Annotated in this window: 23 protein-coding genes and 1 tRNA gene; 8 read left to right on the forward strand and 16 right to left on the reverse strand. The window is 65.2% G+C overall.

Annotation, left to right across the window (positions count from 1 at the left end):
* The first annotated feature begins 19 nt into the window (after positions 1-19).
* The 3 genes from ARC63_RS13275 (at position 20) to ARC63_RS13285 (ending at position 2,745) form a co-directional block, all read left to right on the forward strand.
* Positions 20-610 carry a TetR/AcrR family transcriptional regulator gene (locus ARC63_RS13275; RefSeq protein ID WP_057503535.1) on the forward strand — a complete coding sequence of 197 codons (591 nt, stop codon included), beginning with the start codon at positions 20-22 and terminating at the stop codon, positions 608-610.
* Complete coding sequence (locus ARC63_RS13280; protein ID WP_057503536.1) at positions 607-1,641, forward strand: DUF418 domain-containing protein; 1,035 nt, start codon at positions 607-609, stop codon at positions 1,639-1,641. Before ARC63_RS13275 ends, ARC63_RS13280 begins: the two co-directional genes overlap by 4 nt.
* Positions 1,642-1,740: 99 nt before the next feature.
* Positions 1,741-2,745 (forward strand): aminoglycoside phosphotransferase family protein, encoded by a 1,005-nt coding sequence (locus ARC63_RS13285; RefSeq protein ID WP_057503537.1) that lies wholly within the window; start codon positions 1,741-1,743, stop codon positions 2,743-2,745.
* A gap of 118 nt (positions 2,746-2,863) precedes the next feature.
* Here ARC63_RS13285 and ARC63_RS13290 read toward each other — a convergent pair whose 3' ends face one another.
* The 7 genes from ARC63_RS13290 to amaB form a co-directional block, all read right to left on the reverse strand.
* Positions 2,864-3,751: a DMT family transporter gene (locus ARC63_RS13290; RefSeq protein ID WP_019338467.1), complete on the reverse strand. Its 888-nt coding sequence runs from the start codon at positions 3,749-3,751 to the stop codon at positions 2,864-2,866.
* A 32-nt stretch (positions 3,752-3,783) separates the two neighbouring features.
* On the reverse strand, positions 3,784-4,845 hold the full coding sequence (gene murB, locus ARC63_RS13295) for a UDP-N-acetylmuramate dehydrogenase (RefSeq protein WP_057503562.1): 1,062 nt from the start codon (positions 4,843-4,845) through the stop codon (positions 3,784-3,786).
* An 8-nt stretch (positions 4,846-4,853) separates the two neighbouring features.
* On the reverse strand, positions 4,854-5,909 hold the full coding sequence (locus ARC63_RS13300) for a quinone-dependent dihydroorotate dehydrogenase (protein WP_019338469.1): 1,056 nt from the start codon (positions 5,907-5,909) through the stop codon (positions 4,854-4,856).
* 8 nt (positions 5,910-5,917) lie between these two features.
* A complete protein-coding gene (locus ARC63_RS13305; RefSeq protein WP_057503538.1) occupies positions 5,918-6,688 on the reverse strand; it encodes a class I SAM-dependent methyltransferase in 771 nt (256 codons plus the stop codon).
* A 5-nt stretch (positions 6,689-6,693) separates the two neighbouring features.
* On the reverse strand, positions 6,694-6,978 hold the full coding sequence (locus ARC63_RS13310; protein WP_010484694.1) for a DUF4190 domain-containing protein: 285 nt from the start codon (positions 6,976-6,978) through the stop codon (positions 6,694-6,696).
* Positions 6,979-7,144: 166 nt separating this feature from the next.
* Entirely contained in the window at positions 7,145-7,954 is an 810-nt protein-coding gene (locus tag ARC63_RS13315) for an SDR family NAD(P)-dependent oxidoreductase (RefSeq protein ID WP_057503539.1), read from the reverse strand.
* Between the two features lie 40 nt (positions 7,955-7,994).
* The gene (gene amaB, locus ARC63_RS13320; RefSeq protein ID WP_057503540.1) at positions 7,995-9,527 is read right to left on the reverse strand and encodes an L-piperidine-6-carboxylate dehydrogenase; all 1,533 of its coding nucleotides are present in this window, start codon (positions 9,525-9,527) and stop codon (positions 7,995-7,997) included.
* A 517-nt stretch (positions 9,528-10,044) separates the two neighbouring features.
* Between amaB and ARC63_RS13325 the strand changes: the two genes are divergently transcribed.
* Positions 10,045-11,397 carry an undecaprenyl-phosphate glucose phosphotransferase gene (locus tag ARC63_RS13325; protein WP_228355267.1) on the forward strand — a complete coding sequence of 451 codons (1,353 nt, stop codon included), beginning with the start codon at positions 10,045-10,047 and terminating at the stop codon, positions 11,395-11,397.
* A 110-nt stretch (positions 11,398-11,507) separates the two neighbouring features.
* Entirely contained in the window at positions 11,508-11,942 is a 435-nt protein-coding gene (locus tag ARC63_RS13330) for a low molecular weight protein-tyrosine-phosphatase (protein WP_029550852.1), read from the forward strand.
* A gap of 66 nt (positions 11,943-12,008) precedes the next feature.
* Here the strand turns inward: ARC63_RS13330 and ARC63_RS13335 are convergent, their stop codons facing one another.
* The 6 genes from ARC63_RS13335 to ARC63_RS13360 all read right to left on the reverse strand — a co-directional run bounded on the left by ARC63_RS13335 (position 12,009) and on the right by ARC63_RS13360 (position 17,893).
* The gene (locus ARC63_RS13335; RefSeq protein WP_057503541.1) at positions 12,009-14,198 is read right to left on the reverse strand and encodes a YjbH domain-containing protein; all 2,190 of its coding nucleotides are present in this window, start codon (positions 14,196-14,198) and stop codon (positions 12,009-12,011) included.
* Complete coding sequence (locus ARC63_RS13340) at positions 14,198-14,950, reverse strand: capsule biosynthesis GfcC family protein (protein WP_057503542.1); 753 nt, start codon at positions 14,948-14,950, stop codon at positions 14,198-14,200. The genes ARC63_RS13335 and ARC63_RS13340 overlap by 1 nt, the downstream gene beginning before the upstream one ends.
* Positions 14,951-14,953: 3 nt before the next feature.
* Positions 14,954-15,637 carry a YjbF family lipoprotein gene (locus ARC63_RS13345; RefSeq protein ID WP_057503543.1) on the reverse strand — a complete coding sequence of 228 codons (684 nt, stop codon included), beginning with the start codon at positions 15,635-15,637 and terminating at the stop codon, positions 14,954-14,956.
* 1 nt (position 15,638) lies between these two features.
* Positions 15,639-16,748, reverse strand: coding sequence for a polysaccharide biosynthesis/export family protein (locus ARC63_RS13350; RefSeq protein ID WP_049436285.1), 1,110 nt, complete (start codon positions 16,746-16,748; stop codon positions 15,639-15,641).
* 80 nt (positions 16,749-16,828) lie between these two features.
* Entirely contained in the window at positions 16,829-17,170 is a 342-nt protein-coding gene (locus ARC63_RS23280) for a hypothetical protein (RefSeq protein WP_057503544.1), read from the reverse strand.
* Between the two features lie 84 nt (positions 17,171-17,254).
* Positions 17,255-17,893 carry a phosphatase PAP2 family protein gene (locus ARC63_RS13360; protein WP_057503563.1) on the reverse strand — a complete coding sequence of 213 codons (639 nt, stop codon included), beginning with the start codon at positions 17,891-17,893 and terminating at the stop codon, positions 17,255-17,257.
* A 118-nt stretch (positions 17,894-18,011) separates the two neighbouring features.
* On the opposite strand from ARC63_RS13360, the gene ARC63_RS13365 reads away from it, so the two are divergent.
* A tRNA-Arg gene (locus tag ARC63_RS13365) sits at positions 18,012-18,088 on the forward strand.
* Positions 18,089-18,123: 35 nt separating this feature from the next.
* On the opposite strand, the gene ARC63_RS13370 is transcribed toward ARC63_RS13365, so the two are convergent.
* A complete protein-coding gene (locus ARC63_RS13370) occupies positions 18,124-19,014 on the reverse strand; it encodes a dihydrodipicolinate synthase family protein (RefSeq protein ID WP_057503545.1) in 891 nt (296 codons plus the stop codon).
* Positions 19,015-19,161: 147 nt separating this feature from the next.
* On the opposite strand from ARC63_RS13370, the gene ARC63_RS13375 reads away from it, so the two are divergent.
* Positions 19,162-19,626, forward strand: coding sequence for a GNAT family N-acetyltransferase (locus tag ARC63_RS13375; protein WP_057503546.1), 465 nt, complete (start codon positions 19,162-19,164; stop codon positions 19,624-19,626).
* Positions 19,627-19,633: 7 nt separating this feature from the next.
* Here ARC63_RS13375 and ARC63_RS13380 read toward each other — a convergent pair whose 3' ends face one another.
* Positions 19,634-20,191 carry a GNAT family N-acetyltransferase gene (locus ARC63_RS13380; RefSeq protein WP_057503547.1) on the reverse strand — a complete coding sequence of 186 codons (558 nt, stop codon included), beginning with the start codon at positions 20,189-20,191 and terminating at the stop codon, positions 19,634-19,636.
* A gap of 146 nt (positions 20,192-20,337) precedes the next feature.
* On the opposite strand from ARC63_RS13380, the gene ARC63_RS13385 reads away from it, so the two are divergent.
* Complete coding sequence (locus ARC63_RS13385; RefSeq protein ID WP_057503548.1) at positions 20,338-21,231, forward strand: helix-turn-helix domain-containing protein; 894 nt, start codon at positions 20,338-20,340, stop codon at positions 21,229-21,231.
* On the opposite strand, the gene ARC63_RS13390 is transcribed toward ARC63_RS13385, so the two are convergent.
* Positions 21,179-22,009, reverse strand: a complete 831-nt coding sequence (locus tag ARC63_RS13390; protein WP_057503549.1) for a universal stress protein — start codon at positions 22,007-22,009, stop codon at positions 21,179-21,181. The genes ARC63_RS13385 and ARC63_RS13390 overlap by 53 nt on opposite strands.
* Between the last annotated feature and the right edge of the window lie 120 nt (positions 22,010-22,129).

The raw sequence follows: 22,129 nt of genomic DNA on the forward strand, positions 1-22,129 counted from the left end.
TTCGTTCACTATTTGTGGCATGAGCAGAATCGACCGCAATGAGCAGCGCATGATCCTGATCCTGCAGGCGGCACTGCAGTGCTTCGTCGCAAGGGGATTCCACCAGACCAGCATGCGTGACATCGCGCAGGCGGCCGGTGTCAGCCTTGGCAATCTCTACAACCACTTCCCGGGCAAGGAAGCGATCATCCTTGCAGTGGCGGTGGCCGAGAGCGAAGAACTGGCACCGTTGCTGCAGCGACTGGCCGCGTCCGATGGCGAGCGTGCACAGGTACTGGTTTTCCTTCAGGACTTCCATGCACTGTGCCGCCAGCCGGAATGGGCGACGCTTGCCGTCGAAGTGCTGGCCGAGAGCGCACGCAATCCGGCCGTGGCCGAGGCATTTGCGGCCAATCGCAGGCAATTGCAGGCGACGCTGGCCGAAGCCCTGCAGCAGGTGGCGCAACGCGAGCGGCGGCGCCCCGTGCTGGCAGCGGCACTGCAGGCGCAGGTGCTGCTGGATGCCATCGAAAGCGATGCGCTGCGTCGGGGGCTGGGCGAAGCCGATGGCACCGAGGAGGCATCGCTGGATCTTGGCCTGCTCGCGCTGCTGCTCGGGGCACGCGCATGAGCGCCGTTGACCGGCGATTGCACGGCCTTGATCTGGCGCGCTACCTGGCCTTGGCCGGCATGGTGCTGGTCAACTTCCGCCTGGCGATGGCCGTGCCGGCAGAGGGTGAGGGCTGGTTGGCAGGGTTCTTCCATCTGCTGGAAGGCAAAGCCTCGGCGACATTCGTCACCCTGGCCGGTCTTGGCCTGGTGCTGGCCACGCAGCGGCAGGGGTGGTGGCCGGCCAGTGTGCAGACCTGGCGGCGCGCACTGTTCCTGATGGTGCTGGGCCTGCTCAACCTGACCCTGTTCCCAGCCGATATCCTGCACTACTACGCGGTGTATTTCGCGTTGGCCGTGCTGTGGCTGCGTGCCTCGCCGCAGGTGTTGCTGGCCAGCATCGTGGGCCTGGCGGCCTGTTCGTTCTGGGCGTTGCTGCACTGGGACTACAGCCAGGGATGGAACTGGCAGGCGCTGGAATACACCGGTCTGTGGCAATGGCCGGGCGCGGCCCGCAACCTGCTGTTCAACGGCTTCCATCCGCTGCTGCCGTGGCTGTGCTTCTTCCTGCTGGGGATGCTGCTGGCACGCCTGCAGCTGTCGCAGCCGCGGGTCCAGCGCGCGCTGCTGGTGCTGGGCCTGCTGCTGATCGCGGCTGGACATGGCGTGCAGCAGCTTGGGCAGGGAACGCTCTGGCAGGCGTGGCTGGGAACGCAGCCGATGCCGCCGGGACCGGCCTACGTACTCACGGGTGCGGGCGCGGCGTGCAGTGTCATTGCCGCCTGCCTGTGGCTGACGCGTGTGCGACCGGGGGACTGGCTGGAGCCGTTCACCGCGGCCGGGCGCATGACCCTGACCCTGTATGTCGGCCATATCCTGCTGGGCATGGGCACGCTGGAAAGCCTGGACCTGCTTGATGGCCGTGCATCGCTGGCGTCGGTGCTGCTGTGGGCACTGCTGTTCCTGATGCTGGCGACCGGCGCGGCATGGCTGTGGTCGTGGCAGTTCGCACGCGGCCCGCTGGAGGCGGTGATGCGGCGCATCGCAGGCTAGTTCTCTGGTTGTGCCGAGGCGATGTTGTGACGGACATGTCTGTGTCGTGGCGAGTGCATCTGCGATAGTGGCGGCAGGTAACACTTTCCGCTTGCATCCATGTCATTCGCTTCGGCGCAGCATCTCGGCGAAGTCCTGCAACAATCCTATGGCATCACCCCCACCGCCGTGGTACCACGCCCGGTGGGTGCCGACGCCAATGCCAGCGTGTATCGCGTCGATGCGCGGCACGGGCAGTGGTGGTTGAAATGCCGCACCTACCAGGTTGACCCCGCAGTGTGGGACAGCCTGCATTGGATGCGCGGCACGCTGGGCATCGATGAGATCGTCGCGCCGTGGCCGGCATTGACCGGTGGTGCGTCGGTGCAGCGTTGGGGATTGCAGTTCACCCTGTTCCCTTATGTGGAAGGCCAGTCCGGGTTCGAGGCGGCGTTGAGCCGCACGCAGTGGAAACGGCTGGGGGAGGTGCTGCGGCGCCTGCACGGCGCGCAGCTGCCAGCGGACCTGCAGCAGGCGCTGCCGATCGTACGGCTGGAAACCGCGGCGCTGGAAACCGTTGGGCAATGGCTGGCTGGCGAGGGCCTGGCGGCCGCGAAGGACGGGCTGGGCCGCGCCTTCGTTTCGGTATGGGACCGGCAGCATGCGCGCATCGCGGCGCTGCATGCGCAGGCACGGGAGCTGCTCGCGGCATTGCAGGACGTGCCGGTAGAGCTGCATCTGTGCCACACCGATCTGCATGCCGGCAACCTGCTGATGGGCAATGACGGGGGCCTGCACCTGATTGACTGGGATGGCCTGTCGCTGGCACCGCGCGAGCGCGACTTGATGTTCATCGGTGCGGCTGTTGGCGGGCGCTGGGGGCGCGAGAGTCCGCTGGGCTTCGAGGACGGCTACGGCAGCGACCGCGGCGACCCGCGCTGGATCGCCTGGTACCGGCACTGGCGCATTCTCCAGGACCTGATCGAGTTCCAGCAGGTGCTGCTGGGCAGCGACGGTGAGGAGCGTTCGCCGCAGTTGCGCAGGCAGTCGCTGCACTACCTGGGCGAGCAGTTCGCACCGGGCAATGTGTTCGATGCGGCGGAGCGGGTGTATCGCGCGCTGTAGATCCACGCCATGCGTGGATGAACCCTGCGCGCTCAGTCAACGGTGGAGGCGCGAAGAGCAGCCGAGCGTAGGCTCGGCTCTACAGAGGAGTGCAGCGTCATCCACGTGTGGCGTGGATCTACTCGGCGGGCTTGGCCGCTGCCGAGGCCGCTGCACTTGCGGCACGCCGCGACAGTACGGCTTCGCGGTGGGCGATGTAGGCGTTCGCGGCAAGGATGATGCCGGCGCCGATGATCGTCCAGCGGTCCACCGTTTCGTTGAACAGCAGCCAGCCGCACAGCGTCACCAGCGGCAGCTGCAGGAAGCTGATCGGGGTCAGCGCCGAGACTTCGCCCAGGCGCAGCGCCCGCGTCCACAGCAGCTGGCCGACCGTGCCGAGCACGCCGGTGGCCAACAGCCACAGCCACGCCACGCCGGTGGGCCAGACCCAGACGAACAGGGCAGGCAGCAGCGACAGCGGCACCCAGAACACGTAGGTATAGAGCACCACGGTATCGGCGCTGTCGATACGGGTCAGCTGCTTGATCTGGATCGCCACCAGCGAGCTGAGCACGGCGGCAGCCACCGCTACCAGGCTGCCCGCGGTGAAGCCGGCGGTACCGGGGCGCACGATCACCAGCACGCCGATGAAGCCGACCACCACTGCAGCCCAGCGCCGTACGCGCACGGTCTCGCCCAGCCACAGCACGGCAGCGATGGTGACGAACAACGGCGTGGAGTACGACAGCGAAACCGCCTGCGCCAACGGCAGGTGGCCCAGTGCCCAGAACGCGCACAGCATCGAGCCCAGCCCGATCGCACTGCGCACGAAATAGCGTGGCAGCTGCTGGGTCTTCAGCGGCGCGTGGCCGGGGCGCAGCAGCATCGGCAGCAACGCGAGCAGGCCGAACGCATTGCGGAAGAACGCTACTTCCTGGGTCGGCACGTAGCGCGTGGCATAGCGGATGGCCACCGCCATCAGGCCAAATGCCATGGTGCTGCCGAGCATCAGCAGCGCCGCCCGCATCGGGGTGGCGCTGGGGGAGAGGGCGGGGCTGTTCACCACTGTGCGCCGAGCAGGCGGGGCTCCGGTTCGATCGGTACGCCGAACTTCTCCAGCACCGAAGCGGAAATACGTCGCGCCAGCGCCAGCAGTTCAGCACCGGTGGCGTTGCCGTGGTTGACCAGCACCAGTGCGTGGCTCGGCGCCACGCCGGCATCACCTTCGCGGAAGCCCTTCCAGCCGCAGGACTCGATCATCCATGCCGCCGAGACCTTGCGCTTGCCGTCCTGGTCGGACGGGAACACCGGCAGTTCGGGGAAGTGCTGCAGCAGCACGTCGACCTGTTCCAGCGGCAGCACCGGGTTCTTGAAGAAGCTGCCGGCGTTGCCCAGTACATCCGGGTCGGGCAGCTTGCGGCGGCGGATCGCGATCACCGCATTGGCCACGTCCACCGCGCTCGGCAATTCCACGCCCTGCGCCTGCAGTTCCTCGCGGATGCCGGCGTAGTCCATGCGCAGATCGTGCAGCAGCGGCAGCTTGAGCTCGACGGCGGTGATCAGGTAGCGATCAGGCTGCTGCTTGAATACGCTGTCGCGGTAGGCGAAGCCACACTGTTCGTTGTCCAGCCGCACCCAGGCCCGCTCCTGGCAGTCCCAGGCCTCGACGGCCTGGATGAATTCGCCGACCTGCGCGCCGTAGGCGCCGATGTTCTGGATCGGCGCGGCACCGGCGGTGCCGGGAATCAGCGCCAGGTTCTCCAGGCCGGACAGGCCCTCCTGCAGGGACCACATCACCAGCCCGTGCCAGGGCACGCCGGCACCGGCGCGGATCACCGCATGGTCGGCGCGGTGTTCAAGGAAACTGATGTCACGGTTGCCGAACACCAGTACCGTGCCAGGCAGGTCCTCGGCGATCAGTACGTTGCTGCCGCTGCCCAGCACCAGCAGCGGGCCGTTGGCCACCTCGGGCAGCGCGAGCACGTCCGGCAGCAGCACGGGATCGTGCAGCTCCAGCAGCTGCGCTGCGCTGGCCTGCACATGGAAGGTGTTCAGCGCCTGCAGCGGCGCATTGCGGGTGAGCGTCCAGCGCAGCGGTGCGTTGCCGTCGACGGTATCCATGGGCGCGCTCACAGTGGGGCCACCGCGCCGCGGCTCGGTGCTTCGCGGCGGCGACGGATCGCCTCCACGCATTCGGAGACCAGCGCCGGGCCACGGAAGATCAGGCCGCTGTAGCACTGCACCAGCGCCGCGCCGGCGGCCATCTTGGCCACCGCATCGGCACCGGACAGGATGCCGCCGACACCGATCAGCGGTACCGATTCGGGCAGGCGCGAACGCAGGCGGCGCAGCACCAGCGTGGACTGCTCCAGCACCGGCGCACCGGACAGGCCGCCGGCCTCGTTGGCCAGCGGGTCGCCGGCCACCTTGCTGTGGTCGATGGTGGTGTTGGTGGCGATCACGCCGTCCACCTGCAGCTCGCCCAGTACGCGGGCGGCGGCATCGATGTCGCGCTCGCTCAGGTCCGGCGCCACCTTCACCAGCATCGGCACGCGGCGACCATGCTGCGCAGCCAGGGCTTCCTGGCGGTCACGCAGCTGGCTGACCAGCTGTCGCAGCGCGGTTTCTTCCTGTAGTTCACGCAGGCCGGCGGTGTTGGGCGAGGAGATGTTGACCGTGATGTAGTCGGCCAGCGGATACACCTTGTCCAAGCAGGCAATGTAATCGTCCACCGCCTGTTCGTTGGGGGTGTCCTTGTTTTTGCCGATGTTGATGCCGAGCAGGCCGCGACGGTTGCGCGCGCGTTCGACGTTGCGCACCAGCGCGTCCACGCCCGCATTGTTGAAGCCCATGCGGTTGATGATTGCGTTGTGCGCCGGCAGGCGGAACAGGCGCGGCTGCGGATTGCCGGCCTGCGGACGCGGGGTGATGGTGCCGATCTCGACGAAGCCAAAACCCAGCGCGAACAATGCATCGATGTGCTCGCCATTCTTGTCCAGGCCGGCGGCCAGGCCGACCGGATTGGGGAAGGTCAGCCCGAACACGGTGCTCGGCATCGGCGCGATGCGTGCGGCCAGCAGCGGCGTGGTGCCGGTGCGATAGGCCAGGTCCAGTGCGGACAGGCCAAGGCCGTGGGCGCGCTCGGCGTCGAGCGAGAACAGGAAGGGGCGGGCAAGCGAATACATGCGTCGGTTCAGTCCAGCGTGCCGAGGAAGGCTCGGGTTCGATATTCAAAAGCAACCTGGCCGTCGACCGCGTGGGCGGCGAACAGGTCCTGCAGGGCGGCGATCATCGGCGCATGGCGCGGATGACCGGCTTGGGGTGCGTAGGAGGAGGACAGCAGGCGCCCGCGCAGGGCGTCGAAATCCAGATATTGCACGTTCGGCAGCTCCACCATGCCGCGCAGGCCGGGGCCGAACCAGGCCTGCATGGTGGCGTCGTCCTGGTAGCGCTCGGCCACCGCGGTGTAGTCGGTGCCGTAGTCCAGCAACAGCTGTTCGTAGCCGATCAGGAACGGGCTGGCGTCGAGCAGGCGCGAGTTCCAGTAGATCAGTGCCAGGCCACCCGGGCGCAGGATGCGCTGCCACTCGGCGCGCACCGCCACGGTGTCGAACCAGTGGAAGGCCTGCGCGACGCTGACCAGATCGATGCTGGCATCGTCCAGTGTGGTGGCCTCGGCGCGGCCGTCCACCGCACGGAACTGCGGGTACTGCGGTGCCAGCCATTCCTCGGCCGCGCCCCGCATGGCGGCGTTGGGTTCAACCACGACTACTGGATGGCCGCTGGCCAGGAACAGGCGACTGGAAATACCCGTGCCGGCGCCGATGTCGGCGACCACGGCCTCGTGGCTGACGCCCATCGGGCCATGCAGCCACTCCAACAGGGCGGGCGGGTAATCGGGCCGGTAGCGGACATAGTCGGCGACGCGGCTGCTGAAGCGTTCAGTGCTGTCGGAAGTGGTCATGATGATCAGTTCGACATCGCGGCGAGCCAGGCCAGGCCGCCGAAGAACAGGATGAAGACCAGGATGGCGGCGATCACGGCGCCGACCATCACCCAGCCCAGCACCAGGCCGGTGACGGCGAGGCCATCGCCTTCCAGTTCATGCGGGCGGCGGCGGATCTCGGCGCGGGCCATGTGGCCGGTGATGATGGCCACGATGCTGGCCACGAAGGGCAGGACGGTCCAGCTGGCGATGCCCATGACCAGGCTGACCACGGCCAGGGCGCTTGTCTGTCGGGGTGCCACGCTCATCGGGGTCCTCCTTGGCAGTGTGCACATGATAGTGCCTCTGCCCGGGCAATCCCATGCCCGGCGGATGCGATGGCAGGCGTCGACCGGAATGTCAGCCATGGTAGGCGTCGACCTTGGTCGACGAAAGCCATGCCAACCAAGGTTGGCAGCGACCGGTGTGCCGGTATCAGCCCATCAACACCTGGCCGCCATCCACGTTGAGCACATGGCCGGTGATCCAGCGCGCCAGCGGCGAGCACAGGAACAGGGCGGCGTCGGCAATCTCGCGCGGGTGGCCGAAGCGGCCGAACGGGATCTTCGCCAGGGTGCCGTGGTACAGCGCGGGATCTTCGGTGCGGCGGCGATCCCACAGGCCGTCATCGAACTTGATCGAGCCCGGGGCGATGGCATTGACCCGGATCCGGTCCTTGGCCAGCGCCAGTGCCTGCGAGGTGGTGTAGTGCGACAGCGCGGCCTTGGCGGCAGCGTAGGGCGCGCCACCGGGACGCGGCTGCTGGGCGGCGATCGAGGACAGGTTGAGGATGCAGGCATCGTTGGATGCGCGCAGCCACGGCAGTGCCAGGCGCGAGGCCCGTACCGCCGCCATCAGGTCGATCTGCAGGCTGGCGGCCCAGCCGTCCTCGTCATCGGCCATGCCATAGCCGGTGGCGTTGTTGACCAGCACATCGATGCCGCCAAGTGTATCGGCGGCAGCCTGCAGCCAGGCCTGGATCTGGTTGGCCTCGCCCAGATCGGCAGGAAACGTGTGCAACTCGACGCCCCGTACCTTTGCATCGGCACGCAGGGCATCCAGGCCGACCTGGCCGCGGGCGCAGACCGAGACCCGCGCACCGGCGCCGGCAAATGCCAGCGCCATCTCACGGCCAATGCCCTTGCTGCCACCGGCGATGAGCACGCGGCGGCCGGTGAAATCAATCACCGGCTTGCCACCCTGTAGCGCCGAGCCATGCTCGGCTGCATTTCCTGCGGTGTTCATGGCACATCCTGCCGAGCATGGCCCGGCACTACAGAAAGCGTTACAGGTCGAACTTGATGCCCTGTGCCAGCGGCAGCGAATCCGAATAGTTGATGGTGTTGGTCTGGCGGCGCATGTAGACCTTCCACGCATCCGAACCGGATTCGCGGCCACCGCCGGTGTCCTTCTCGCCACCGAAGGCGCCGCCGATCTCCGCACCGGACGTGCCGATGTTGATGTTGGCGATGCCGCAGTCGCTGCCGGCGGCCGACAGGAACTTCTCGGCGGTCTTCAGGTTCTGGGTGAAGATCGAGGACGACAGGCCCTGCGGCACGCCGTTCTGCATGTCGATGGCTTCGTCGAGGGTGTCGTACGGCATCACGTACAGGATCGGCGCGAAGGTCTCGTGCTGGACCACGGCGTCGCTGTTCTTCAGGCCGGAGACGATCGCCGGCAGCACGAAGTTGCCGGCGCGGTCGATGCGGGTGCCGCCGGTTTCGATGGTGCCGCCGGCGGCCTTGGCCCGGGCGATGGCATCGAGGAACTGCTGCACGGCGCCGTCGCTGTTCAGCGGGCCCATCAGGTTGGCGGCATCGGTCGGGTCGCCGATCTTGCCTTCCACCTGCTTGTAGGCCTTGACCAGGGTGGCCAGCACGTCGGCGTAGATCGAGCGGTGCACGATCAGGCGGCGGGTGGTGGTGCAGCGCTGGCCGGCGGTACCGACGGCGCCGAACACGATGCCCGGCACGGCCAGCTTCAGGTCGGCGGTTTCGTCCAGGATGATGGCGTTGTTGCCGCCCAGCTCCAGCAGGCAGCGGCCCAGGCGGCGCGCGACCTTTTCGTTGACGGTGCGGCCGACCTGGGTCGAGCCGGTGAAGCTGATCAGCGGCACGCGGCGGTCATCGACCATCTTCTCCGACAGCGCGGTGCCGGCATCGTTGATCAGGAAGAAGATGTCCGGGAAACCGGCTTCGCGCAGGGCGTCGTTGCAGATCTTCAGCGAGGCGATGGCGGTCAGCGGCGTCTTGTTGGACGGCTTCCAGATGCACACGTCGCCACAGATGGCCGCCAGGAACGAGTTCCAGCTCCACACCGCCACCGGGAAGTTGAAGGCCGAGATGATGCCGACCAGGCCCAGCGGGTGGTACTGCTCGTACATGCGGTGGCCGGGGCGCTCGGAATGCATGGTGTAGCCGTACAGCATGCGGCTCTGGCCCACGGCGAAATCGGCGATGTCGATCATCTCCTGCACTTCGCCGTCGCCTTCCGGCTTGCTCTTGCCCATTTCCAGGGCGACCAGCGAACCCAGCGCATCCTTGTGCTTGCGCAGCGCTTCGCCGCACAGGCGCACGGCCTCACCGCGGCGCGGGGCAGGCGTGGTGCGCCAGACCTTGAAGGCTTCCTGCGCACGGGCGACGACGGTCTCGTACTCGGCCTCGGTGGTCGCGCGGACCTGCGCGATCGGCTCGCCGGTGGTCGGGTTGACCGGGGTGATCAGCTCACCGCTGGTCGCGCTCGACCACTCCCCGTTGCCCAGGTACGTGCCAGCGTTGATCGCGTCCAGGCCAAGGGACTTGAGCAGCTCGGAAGACATGCAGACTCCTGTGTTTCGTTACGTTGTTTGGCGCCATCGCGGGCAGGTGGGGGACGCGATGAACAGAACCGCCGATGGTAGCAGAGGGTGGTGGTTGGGCTTTGGTGCGGTGCGGGGTGGATTGAGCGCCAGTGAAAGTGCGCAATGACGTTCATTTTTTGACGCTAAATGACGCATGTTGATGCAAATTGACACACTGGAAATTGTCAATATTTTCAATTGGATAGGGTGATTTCATGGCGTTCGTCCGAGCCTGTGCCCAGTCGGGATTCCTATCTTTTGGCCCAGACTTCATCCACAATTCCTCCACATTTGATTGACACAACCTCGACGATTCCGTGCTGGCTGGGGAGTCCGCGCACGTGGCCGCAGACAATTCCGCGTCCCGTCGAGCCGAGAATGGAGAAGTGCGTTGCTACAGGGATCAGTAGAAGACCTTTCCGCAGAGCGGGCCCGGGCTGGCCGCCGCCGCGTCGAAGCCCGGGCTGCCCTGGAGTTGGGGCTACGCCTGGGCGACATGTTGCTACTGCCAGGCATGGCAGTGCTTTCCCATATCGTGTTGTATGGAGCAGCTGCGCCGGACTCCTCCCAGCGAATCGTGTTTGGCGCGGTGATTCTCAGCGCCATCGTGTGTTTCTCCGTGGCGCCGCTGTATCGGAACTGGCGCATCCGGGGGCTGCTCGCTGACCTCTGGCTGCTGTTGCTGGCGTGGTCTGCCACCTTTGCGCTGTTTTCGCTCTACGTCGTGCTGGTTGGGCTTGCCGACGTGGTGCCCTCGACATGGCTGATTGGCTGGTACGCCTTTGGTCTGGCATCGATGGCGGCGCTGCGCGTATTGCTGAGAGTGCAGTTGCATCGCCTGCGCTCGCGCGGAATGGACCACGAGCGCATCTTGCTGGTTGGGCTAAGGGCTCCCGCTTTGAGGTTGCATCGCCTGCTGCGCGGGAAGCCAGAGCTTGGCAAGGACGTCATCGGCTACTTTGCCAGTGCGGGCGATATCGCCACCCGCCGCGGAGGGGACGCGCCGTGCAGGCTGGGGCGACTGGAAGACGTCCCGCAGTACATGGATCAGCACCGCGGCGAATTCGATCAGGTATGGGTGTCTCTGCCGATGGGGCATGCTGGCGCCATCAAGGACATGCTTAAGCAGATCGAGCGTTTTCCGGTGCCTGTGCGTCTGATTCCTGATACCACGGGCCTTGGGGCGCTGAACCCTGGTGTGCACCAGGTGGGTGATGTGCCGATGATCGGTGTACGCCAAGGCTTGGTTGATCATCGATTCCGCTTGTTCAAGCGCGTCGAGGACATCATGGTTGCAGGCGTGGCAGTAATCCTGCTGGCGCCTTTGTTTGCCGTGTTGGCCATTGGTGTGAAGCTGAGTTCTCCGGGGCCGGTGCTGTTCCGCCAGAAGCGCCATGGACTGGGCGGAAAGGAATTCTGGATGCTCAAGTTCCGCTCCATGCGCGTACATGCAGAGGGCGCCGGGCAGATCACCCAGGCGACGCGCGGTGATCCGCGAGTGACCCGGTTCGGTGCGTTCCTGCGTCGCAGCAGCCTGGATGAGCTGCCACAGTTCTTCAATGTGCTGGGCGGTAACATGTCGGTGGTTGGGCCGCGACCGCACGCGATTCAGCATAACAATCACTACGAGCGTGTGATCGAGCGCTACATGCATCGCCACTATGTGAAGCCGGGGATTACCGGCTGGGCGCAGGTCCACGGATTGCGTGGTGAGACACCGGAGTTGCGCTCGATGAAGAAGCGGGTCCAGTACGACATTGATTACATCCGGCGCTGGAGTCCGACGCTGGACGTACGGATCATTTTGATGACGGCCTTCAAAGTGCTGGGCCAGAAATCGGCATACTAGGCGAGGCTGCTGCCGGCATGTGGCGGCACGCTCGGATGGAAGTGCCCGGTCTGTAGGGGCGGCCAGGTGTTGCGTGCCATGTATTGAAGAATTGATGGAAGCCGTTGTCCGTGTTCAAGAATATTCTGGTTGTGTGTGTCGGCAACATCTGCCGTAGTCCGTCGGCGGAAGTGATGCTGCGTGAGGCTGTGAGCGGCAGGGGCATCACGGTGTCCTCGGCCGGGCTGGGGGCCCTGGTCAATCATGGTGTGGATGCCACCGCGCAGGCGCTGTTGACCGAGCATGGCCTGGATGGCAGCAGCCATCGTGCGCGGCAGATCGACCGCGGCATCCTGGCAGCTTCGGATCTGGTGCTGGTGATGGAGCGCAAGCATGTCCATCGCATCATCGAAATCGCGCCGGAGGCGTCGGGCAAGACCTTCCTGCTGGGAAAGTGGCAGTCCGATCGCGAGATTCCCGATCCCTATCGCCAGCAGCGTGCTGCATTCGAGCACGTCTACACGCTGATGGATGAGGGGGTGAAGAGCTGGGTGCGTTACCTTTGATTGCACAAGCTCTTTGAAGTTGCGCTGCAGACGAATGGCCGGGAGCCGCCAGGCTCCCGGCTTTTGTCATTCCCCGACGTTACGCAGATTGTCGTAGAAGAAGCGCTCGTCGCGATCACCAGTCATGCCGTACAGGCCGTACTTGCGGCCGAGCATGGCGCCACCATCGCGGATCAGCGGGTTCCAATTGAAGGCCGCACGGCCACGCGTGGAGCGTGGCAGGAATCCATCGAGCGGAATGCTGAAGTAGATACCCTTGTCGAAGCTGCCCTCACCAAAGTCGCGCGCCGAGACATTGGTCTTGGTCGCATACGCGCCCATTGTCACGCCGTTGTCGAATACGCGGGCCAGGTCCAGAGTGGCGCCCTTGTCGCCGGCCAGATACTGGCCGACCGATAGCGAGCCGATGATGCGTTCACGGGCGTCGAAGGCGTAATAGAACGTGGCGTGGCCGGTGGTGACGCGGTAGTCACGAAGGCCCCAGTGCTGGTCATAGTCGCGCTGTTGCACCCGGTTGAGATTTGCGCCAACCGCCCAGCGCTCGCCGCTTGGGCGATACAGCAGTTCGCCGCCGACGCCAGCATACATCCACTCCAGGTAGCCTGCGTAGGCGATGCCATACAGGTCCGGTGCCAGCCGCCCGGCGATGTTGGCCTGCAGGTTGGGCAGCATGATGTCGGAGGTGGTCAGGTACTGGCGGATGTCGGTACGTACGCGCGGCAGGCGGCTTGGGGCGTTGTACTTGAACTTGTGGTAATTGTTGGTGACATCGGCACTGATGGTGCCGGTCAGCCAGATGTTGTCGCGCAGGAACAGGCTGCCCGTATAGTTGGCTGCGACCTGGTACAGAATGAAGCCATCGGGGCCGCCAAGGTTCTGCCGGTAGCCGATGTTGAAGCCGCCGCCGAACGGGTTGCGCTTGGGTGTGTAAAGCGTTTCGCGCGCGCGCGCGTCAGGCGCCTGCAGTTCCGTGCTCCGTCGCAGTACGTCTTCGCTGACCGTGCCATCCAGGTATCCCGCGAACGCTTCGCGGTTGATCGACTGATCGGCGATCGGCATGCCCACGCGGGTGGTACGCAGGGTGAACCAGTTGTAGTCATCGCCGGTCGCGTTGGCAAGAATGCGCGTGGCGCGTCCGAGGCCCTTGGCGGCATGCAGGTAGCGGGTCTGGTAACCGTCGACATACAGTTCGTCGCCGCGGCGCGAAATGCGTTCGACACGGAAGCCGGCATTGCGCTGCAGCTCGGTGCTGATCGCTGCCCAATCGGTGCTGGTGCCAGGTGCGGCACCAGAAGCGTCGCTGTTGGCAACTGATGCGCGCTGATCGACGGCGGCCGTCTCGGGCAGCAGTCGCTGCGGTGGCGGGTCGAACGGCTTCGGTGCAGCAGGCGCATTGCCCGGGTTGCCACGCAGGGTGAGCGAGAACATCGCCGCGTCGCCGCGCTCCCAGGCTGCAGTCAGCTCTACGTTGCGGTTTGGCACATAGACCAGGCCCACGTTGACGGGCGTGCGCTGGCGCAGGTTGTTGTTGCGGGGTTCGCGGCGGTAGTCGTTGCCGTCGTATTCGACTTTGAGCAGCAGCTCATCCATGGGCGTCTGGTAGGTGATGCCGCCAAAAACGCCAACTGGCCCCTTGAACATGTTGCTCAGGCCGAACTTGCCGGACTGGGTGATGTCACTGTTGGCAATGGAGCGGCGGTCCTTGAAGCGATCATCGATAGCGCCGAGTGGATTGGAGAAGTCGCCGCGGTTGCCAATGTAGCCGGTGGCAAGTCCGATCGACGCATCGATCGGACCGAAATTCTTGTTGGCAACCAGGTATTCGCTGGAAAAGAATCCAGTGCCACCCAGATCGCGCACACCAAAGGCCAGCTCCGGCAGCAGGCGTGATTCCTGCCATAGGCGCAGTTTGAAGTCGATCGACTTGTCCTTGTAATGCTGATCGCCTGCAACGCTGGGCCCGTACAGTAAGTTATTGACATTGATGTAGCGGAATGACGCCTCCAGCCATGGGAATGGCTGCATGGTCAGGTTATAGCGGGCGTACGGAGCGTTGTATGACGCCGTAAAGCTCAGGTCTCCGTCGCTTGCCATGCGCGCGGTAGGCGTCTGCAACAGGCCGATCCCGCCCCATTCGTTGGCGGTGGGTGGCGGCGCCTCCTGTGCATGCAGCGCGCAGGACAGCGACAAGGCGAGCGCGCTCAGTGCGAAACGGGCGGGGCGCACCGGGGGCGCGCGCAGGCAGGGCTGGGTCATCACGGATTGATGGGCTGGGTGGCGATGAACGTGGCGAAATCGCTGTTGAACAGCGGGTCGATATGCTTGATGAGGGACGCACGTACGGGCACGAAGACCGTACCTCCAGGCGCGACAGCCTGGGGATCTGCGCGGTTCCACAGGCCGATACCCAGCTGCTGGATTCGCCCGTCGGGTTGGATCACGTAAATATCGTTGCGGTCAGCAAGAGGACTGGGATGACAGTCACCCATATAGTCGCGCGCATCGCGCTGCGGGACGTGCGGCAGCTCGCATTCCTGCTCCACTGCGCCCATGACGGTGATCGTGCGTGGCTGCAGTGGGAACCGCAGCCTATCGCCTGTGACTAGTATCGGGTTGTTCGCGGGCTGGACCTGGATCAGTCGTGCGGGTCCGGCGATGGGCGTCCGGCCGGTGGCCGGATGTGTCTCCAGCCAGGTCTGCAATGCCTGCGCTAGCGTCACTACCTGTGCGTCGGCAGACTCTGCCAGCTGCCCGACGCCATACTGCAGCCCCGCGCGCAGCCGCACTTGGGCCTGCAGGGCATGTGGGCGTTCGAGGCTTGTCCCCAGTAGGTAGGCGTCGGTGTTTGGGCGGGCTAGCAGTAGCCCGTCGGCCAGACGGGCGCCAGCGCTCAGCTCGTACTCCCCGGCTGCTTCGACGGCACCTTCAATATGTATCTGCGCGGCCTGGACGCCAGTGGCAGCAAACAGCGCGGCAAGGATTGCCGGGTTGAGAAATCTGAACGTCATGGCTCAATCCTTGGCCGTGCGATAGGGTTTGAGCTGGGTCAGTTCTGCGACGCGGCCGGGTGCCAGATGTTGTCGGCTTTTCCAGATGAAGCCCGTGACCGGATCTGCCCAGTAGACATTGCGGCCACTCATTCCGCCGCCCTGTAGCCGCTCGTCGAACCGCTGCAGGGTTCGACGCGAACCCAGTATGTCTACCTGCTCCAGTGCACCCCTGCTCAGTGTGCCGGTCACGGCGACGTCGACCTGGTAGGCGGGAACCCAGTCATAGCGGCGTTGCACCGTAACGGGCGCGGTCACTGTACGCAGGTCCTCGAACGGCGAAGGGCCGTCGATACGCGCATGCCATTGCTGCCCCAGGCCGCTGCCACCCAGCAGCAGGCCGTGAGCGTCCATTTCGAACACCGCATGTGAGCCTGCGAACCACTGCTGGCGGCCTCCATCGATGTAGCCCAACACCGCCACTGCGGTGAGGTCAGGAGTTTCTACCTGCATCTGCGGGAAGCGGTTGTTGGCCACGCCTTCTGCGGTCGCCTGTGCCGGGCGATGGGTGATCAGCCGGAAGGTGTCCACTGTGGAACGGCTGCCGGTGGTGCACCCGGTGAGCAGCAGGGCGGCGACGATGACCAGCAACACCGCGCCACGGGCCCGATGTGCTGGGCAGTGGCAAGCCGCATCCATGCGAGCCATGTCAGTTGTCCTTGATTTCGGTTCCAGTACGCGCCGCGTTGTACAGGATATTGGTAAAGGGCAGCAGCTGATTTACGAAGCGATTCCAACGGCTGACGCCGGCTGCGCCGACAAATACCACGTCGCCCGGCTGTAGATGGAACTGGCTGCCGGCAGCAAATGCGGTCGGCGAGCGCGCCTCCAGCTGATAGACCATCGACGGCTCCTGCTGCAGGTCCGTGCTGCCGCGGATGACATACACGGCGTTGCCGTTTGCGGTCTGTTGAAGCAGGCCGCGAGCACGGCCCAGTGCCTGGTTCAACGAGACATCGCCCGTGCGGAAGCTGTAGGCGCCGGGCTGATTGACTTCGCCCACCACGAAGATCTCTTTGCGATCCAGATAAGGAACGAAGATGGAGTCGCCATCCTTGAGGAGCAATTGGCGGCCGCCGAACTCGCGGGCCAGGGTTTCCAGATTGATCGTGTAAGTGGTGCCTTCCCGGCTGAGCTGGATGCCGGACAAGTCGGCCTGCTGGTTGTCCAGTCCGGACTGGCTGATCGCATCCGCCAGCGTCAGCGGCGAGGTGCCCAGAGCAATCGGCGAGGATCGCTGGGCAGCGCCTGTCACCCAGACCCGCTGGCTGCCATAGGTGAGGACGGATACGTCCACTTGGGGCGATTCCACGTACTTGGCCAGGCGGGTGCTGATCTCCTCGCGGAGCTGCATCGGCGTCTTGCCTGAAGCTGTGACCTTGCCGATGTATGGGTAGAACATCGTGCCGTCACTCTGCACAAGGCGCCCTGCCAAAGCGCCTTGCTGCTGGGGACCGGCCGGCACGGTCAGTTCCGGGTGATCCCATACGGTGACATAGAGAATGTCGCCGGCGCCGACCGTGTACGGTGCAGGCTGGTAATCGAACAATGCAGCCGGCAGTGAATTCTGCGTACGCGCGGCGTTTTCCTGCGCGATCAGCTTCGGCGTGATGGTGACGATTTCCAGCTGACCATCGCCGCTCTTGCGGTCAACGGCGACGTCGCTGCGGCGCAGGTGCTGTCCCGGCGCAAGCGCGCAGCTGGACAGTGCCAGTGCGGTCAACGCAGCGGCAAGAAGGCGAGGGGTGATGTTGTTCATGGGAATGAGAGTCTGGCAGGCATAAAAAACCCCCGCCGGGCCGCGCCCGGCGAGGGCCTGAGTGGTGCGCGGTGCGCTGATCAGCCGCCGGTGCCACCCGTACCGCCGGTGCCGCCCGTACCGCCGGTGCCACCCGTACCAGGGCCGCCCGGACCCGGGCCGCCCGGATCAGTGCCGCTGCCGCCGTCATTGCTGCCGCTCGTGCTGTCGCCGCCGATGCTGTAGGCAACGGCAGCGGCGGCCACGCCGATTACGGTGGTGCCCACGACTGCAGCGGTCGAGACGCCAGCAGCTTCTGCGCCGGCAACTTCAGCCGCAGTAGCCTCCGTGCCGGCCGTAGCCTGCGCTTCCTGCGCGAAACTCATCATCGGGGAGGCGGACAGGGCCGCCAGTGCCACAACTGCGATCGTCTTCTTGAACATGGGAGGCCTGCTCCGTCAGGGGAAATTCCTTTCACATATTCTGCGGATGAACCCTTGCTGTCAAGATTTGTGGAAACTTCGTGCCTAATGATGGCTTCTGCCTAGCGACGAATTGCCGCGTAGATTCTGGCGCTCGAATGCCTGCGTGCGGCCGGACAGTGTCTTCGCAGCGGCCTTCACGAGGTCATGAGTGTGTAAATCTGCGAGCAATATCGGCGTGGTCATGGCGGCGGCAATGGTCAGCAACGCGGCGCGGCCATGCACCGCCAGGATGTTGCCCAGCGTCTGCCCGTGACGCAGCACCCAAGCCGACGCAGCCAGGCCGAGGCTGAGTCCTATGATGATCTCGGAGGGGGAATGGGCCCGCAAAGGCAGTCGAGAGTATCCGATCGCGACTGCAAGCCCCGCGCCAGCGACGGCCCAGGCCCGCAAGTGTCGGCTGCGGCCGCTGGCCAGCAGCCATAAGGTCACGGGATAGAGCACGCTGGACATGGCGGCATGCCCGGAGATGCCGGTGAAATCCAGATGCTCCAACCCGAAACCCCAGCCCATGAAGGCGATCTTGCTGGCCAGAGTGGTCGCGGCGACCACAGTGATGGCCACGGCCCAGCGCCACAGCAGGTGGCGGTGAGAGGTTGGCAGGAACAAGGCGAGTACAGTGGCAAGCGGAAACAAGGCGCGGCTGTCGCCGAGCGCAGACAGGCTCTCCCAGAAGGTCATCATGCGGCGACGGTATAAGTGCAGGGGGTGGATGTGCGCAGAATACTGGTGCTGGACGTCCTGCAGAACGCCCCGCGCTTGGTCCATTCAGCCAGACGCGGTATCCTTCCCCGCTGCCAATGGCCCCGTAGCTCAGCTGGATAGAGCGTCCCCCTCCTAAGGGGAAGGTCGCCCGTTCGAATCGGGCCGGGGTCACCACCCGCCACACTGCGCGGCAACCGCTCGCCGGGCTTCTACAACAGCCCCAGCCCACCCAACACCACCGCCACTTCCTCGCGCTCGCCGTCCCGCAGCCCCTGCAGCGGCAGTGGCAGGCAGTCTTCGCCGCACAGCCCCAGCAGGGCCGCTGCGCAGGCCGTGACGCGAATCCCGCCAAACCGGTCATACAACGACCACAGCGGCGCCAGTCGTGCCGAGAGGGCCATGGCGCCCTCGGCATCGCTGTTTCCCACGGCCCGCACGATCTGCAGCGCAACCTCGGGGAACAGTCCGGCAGTTACCGAATACCAGCCATCGCACCCCGCCAGCAGTCCACGCACCGCCGAGGCGTCACCACTGACGCCCAGCGTCACATGCGCAGGAACGCACGCACGGAGTGCCGCAACGCGCGCGGCCGCCTCGGCCGGATCGTCAGCAAGGCGCGGAATCTTGATCGAGGCGATGTTGGGCAGCGCGGCGATGCGGCCATGCAACGCATCGGAGAAGCGGAAGTGCGTGGCGCCGGGATTGTCATAGACGCAGATCGGTGTGCGCACCGCAGCGCATACGGTTTCGAACAGCGCTTGCACCTCATGATCCTTCAGGGGCTGGTAGGACACCGGAGCTAGCAGCAGGCCAGCAGCACCCGCATCCTCCGCATCCAGCGCTAGTTCCAGCACATCCCGGGTACGCAGTGCACCGATGCCGGCGATCACCGGTACGCCCCCGGCATGCGCGAGTGCTTCGCGCAGCACCCGCTTGCGCTCGGGCTTTTCAAGATAGGCGTAGCTGCCCGTAGAGCCCAGGACGCCCATTGAATCAACACCGGAATCAGCCAGGCGCTCGATCAGGTGCGCAAATGCCCGAAAGTCGATGCCGGCTTCAGAGAGCAGGGTCAGGGGAAACGCGCTGCGGCCATTGAACATGGGATCTCCCGGAACTGGGATGGGTTGGGTGCCACCGCGCCTGGGGCGTGACGACTGGACGTCTGGAATTGTTTATTGTCCTATGACAAAACTCAAGTGCGGCCATGCAGCGTGTCTATCCGGTGCAAATGGCGCACCATGAATGTCATGGAACCCAACCTTCGCCCCGTCCAGCCTTCGAACTACGCCACCGTCGCCAGCTGGCCCGAATCCGCCGGGGCCACCCAGCGCTGGGCAGGCCCGGGTGTACCGTTTCCACTGCCGCCGGAGCGGTTCGCGCAGGTGCTTGAGCTCGAGGTGCGCCCGGGCTGGGCGCTGCTGGACGAGCAAGATCTTTGCGTAGGCTTTGGCCAGTACTGGATGACCGGCTCCGGCACCGCGCACCTGGGCCGCATCATTGTTTCCCCGTTGGCACGCGGGCGCGGCCTTGGCCGGCTGCTCATGCAGGCCTTGAGTGCACAGGCGCTGCGTGAAGACGGTATCCAACGCCTCACCCTGCGCGTCTATCGTGATAATACGGCCGCCGTGGCCCTGTACCGCGATCTCGGTTTCCTGCAGGTTGAAGCGTCCTCGACGCCGGAACTTCTGTTCATGCAGCGCACGTCGGGCTGAATCCTGTTCAAGCAGGTGTGGCGGCCTGCAGGGCACACCATTGCTCGCGGGTGATGCGGCTGATGTGCTCGGTACGGTAGTCGCCAAGGAAGCTGTTGAACTTGTTCACTTCGGTATGGTGATGCTGGAAACCGCATTTGCGCTGCGCGGTGAGCGATTGCAGGTTGTCAGCGAAGTAACCGCACCACAGCGCTTCCAGCTCCAGCTGCAGGAATGCATGCCGCATCACTTCGCGCACCGCTTCGGGGACCAGCCCGCGGCCCCAGTACGGTACGCCGATCCAGTAGGCGATCTCGCCTTCGCGGTCGCTGATCTCGAAGTTGCTGTCAGCGCCGATCAGGATGCCGACACAGCCGATGGCGCGGCCGTCTTCGCGGTTCTGCAGTGCGTAGACCTCTGGCTGGTTGAAGACGGTGCGGATGATTTCGGTACTTTCCTCGACACTGGTGTGCACCGGCCAACCGGCGATCGGACCCACGCGCGGGTCGCGGGCGTACTCGTACAGATCGGCGGCGTCGGTGTCTCGCCAGTGGCGAAGGATCAAGCGTTCGGTGTGCAGCTGCATGTCGATTCCAAGGAGACAAAGAGAGTGCACAGGCTAGGTCGCCAGGCGCGACCGGCCCAGAACGGGACCTTGATGGTTTCGGTACTTTTCACAACTGATGGTCGAGCCCGAGTATGCTGGGGCCCGGAATACAGCCGGATCGGCCCATGGACCGCGTACCCCAGCTTCTGGACCAGGACGAATCCATGCGGCTGGAGGTCAGTACGCTGGCCGAAGGACAGGGCGTCCCGTTGTCGTTCGGTCACGCCTATCTGGTGGTACTGGTATGCGTCTCGGGGTGCGCGCGCTTTGCACTGAATTTCCGCGAAGTAGCGGTGCAGCGTCATGATGTGCTGGTGCTGGCAGAGGACACGCTGGCGCTGCTGCGGCATCGCTCGCGCGGCTTCCTGGCGATGGTCTGCCTGATGCCCAAAGCGCTGGCATCGGAGGTGGCCTATGTGTTGCCCAATGCGCTGTTCCAGTTCCTGCACGAACAGCCGCACTGCCGGCCGTCACCGTTGGATGTGCCGTTGCTGCAGGGATGGTTGCAGCTGATGATGGACGCGCAACACAACGGTGGACGGCATCGCCACGTGATGCTGCGCAATCTACTGCAGAGTTTCTTCCTGAAGATGGCCACGTTGCTGCCGAAGCAGAAGCGGGCGCCCGCGCAGGTCAGCCGACGCGAGCGCCTGGCCTGGAGCTTCTGGGAGCTGGTCGGGCAGCGCAGCACGCGCCAACGTGACGTGCAGTCCTACGCCGAGGCGCTGTGCATCACCCCGTTCTATCTTTCGCAGCTGACCCGCGAGTGCTTCGACGAGACGCCGAAGGCATTGATCGACCGTCAGGTGGTGCTGGAGATCAAGGCACTGCTCACCTACAGCGAATTGCCGATCGGTCGCATCGCCGAGCGCCTGTGTTTCGAGGATGCGTCCTACCTGTGTCGCTACTTCCGACGGCATACCGGTCAATCCCTGACCGGCTACCGCCGGTCGGGGCAGGGCGGCACTAATGTGATACGAACAGCGGCGTCGGTACTTCGGCGAGCAGATCCTCGGTGACTCCGCCGAGCACGCGCTCGATCACCCGGCTGCGGCTGTAAGGGCCCAGCACCAGCAGGTCGGCGTCGGCATCGAGTACGTGCTGGCGGATGGTTGCGGCAACGCCGCCCTGGCTCGAACTGATCGTCTGGATCTCCACTTCAACGCCATGCCGCGATAGATGCTGGGCCATCTCTGCGCCGGGTGTGGCCTCGGCCTTGGGCGTGTCGACCATCAGCAGGTGCACCGCTTGTGCACGCGCGAGCAGGGGCAGCGCATCGGCCACCGCGCGACGTGCCTGCTTGCTGGCATTCCAGGCCACCACAATGCGATGGCCGACCTGATCGCCTTGCCAATGCGGCGGCACCAGCAGCATCGGCACGCCGGTCTGGCGCAGGGTGCCCAGCGGGTGCCAGCCAGAAGGGGCGCCGGGCGTGCGCGGATAGCCGGCGATGATCAGGTCGCAGTACAGCGACTGCAGGGCCAGGTCGGCGCCGCCCAGATAGTCCGAGACGATGCGCAGTTCGGTGCTGATCTGCAGCGGCTCGGACACGGCACGCAGGTTCTGCATCAACTGTGCGGTGCAGGCGGCATCCGCGCGCGCCTCATGGTCGAGCGCGGCGGCGATGCCGGCGCCGCGCGCGAAGCCGTTGGCGATGTCGGTGGGATGCTGGGCGGTGGAGACTGCGACCAGATGCGCCTGCTGCGCCTGCGCCAGATGGGCGGCGATGTTGAGAACGCGGTTCCCGGTGTCGCTGGCGTCGAACAGTACAGCGATATCGCGTAGTGGATGCAGCATGGCGTTGTCTCCTTCGATGCCTGTGACGCGTTCCCTGTCGCGCACCGACCCGGGTGCACCGGACGCACAGCCGTTTTAGCGCATTGGTGATTCGGATGAATCATCCGTGATTCAGTTTAT

The sequence above is a fragment of the Stenotrophomonas geniculata ATCC 19374 = JCM 13324 genome, assembly GCF_001431625.1.
In the GTDB taxonomy this organism is placed as follows: Bacteria; Pseudomonadota; Gammaproteobacteria; order Xanthomonadales; family Xanthomonadaceae; genus Stenotrophomonas; species Stenotrophomonas geniculata.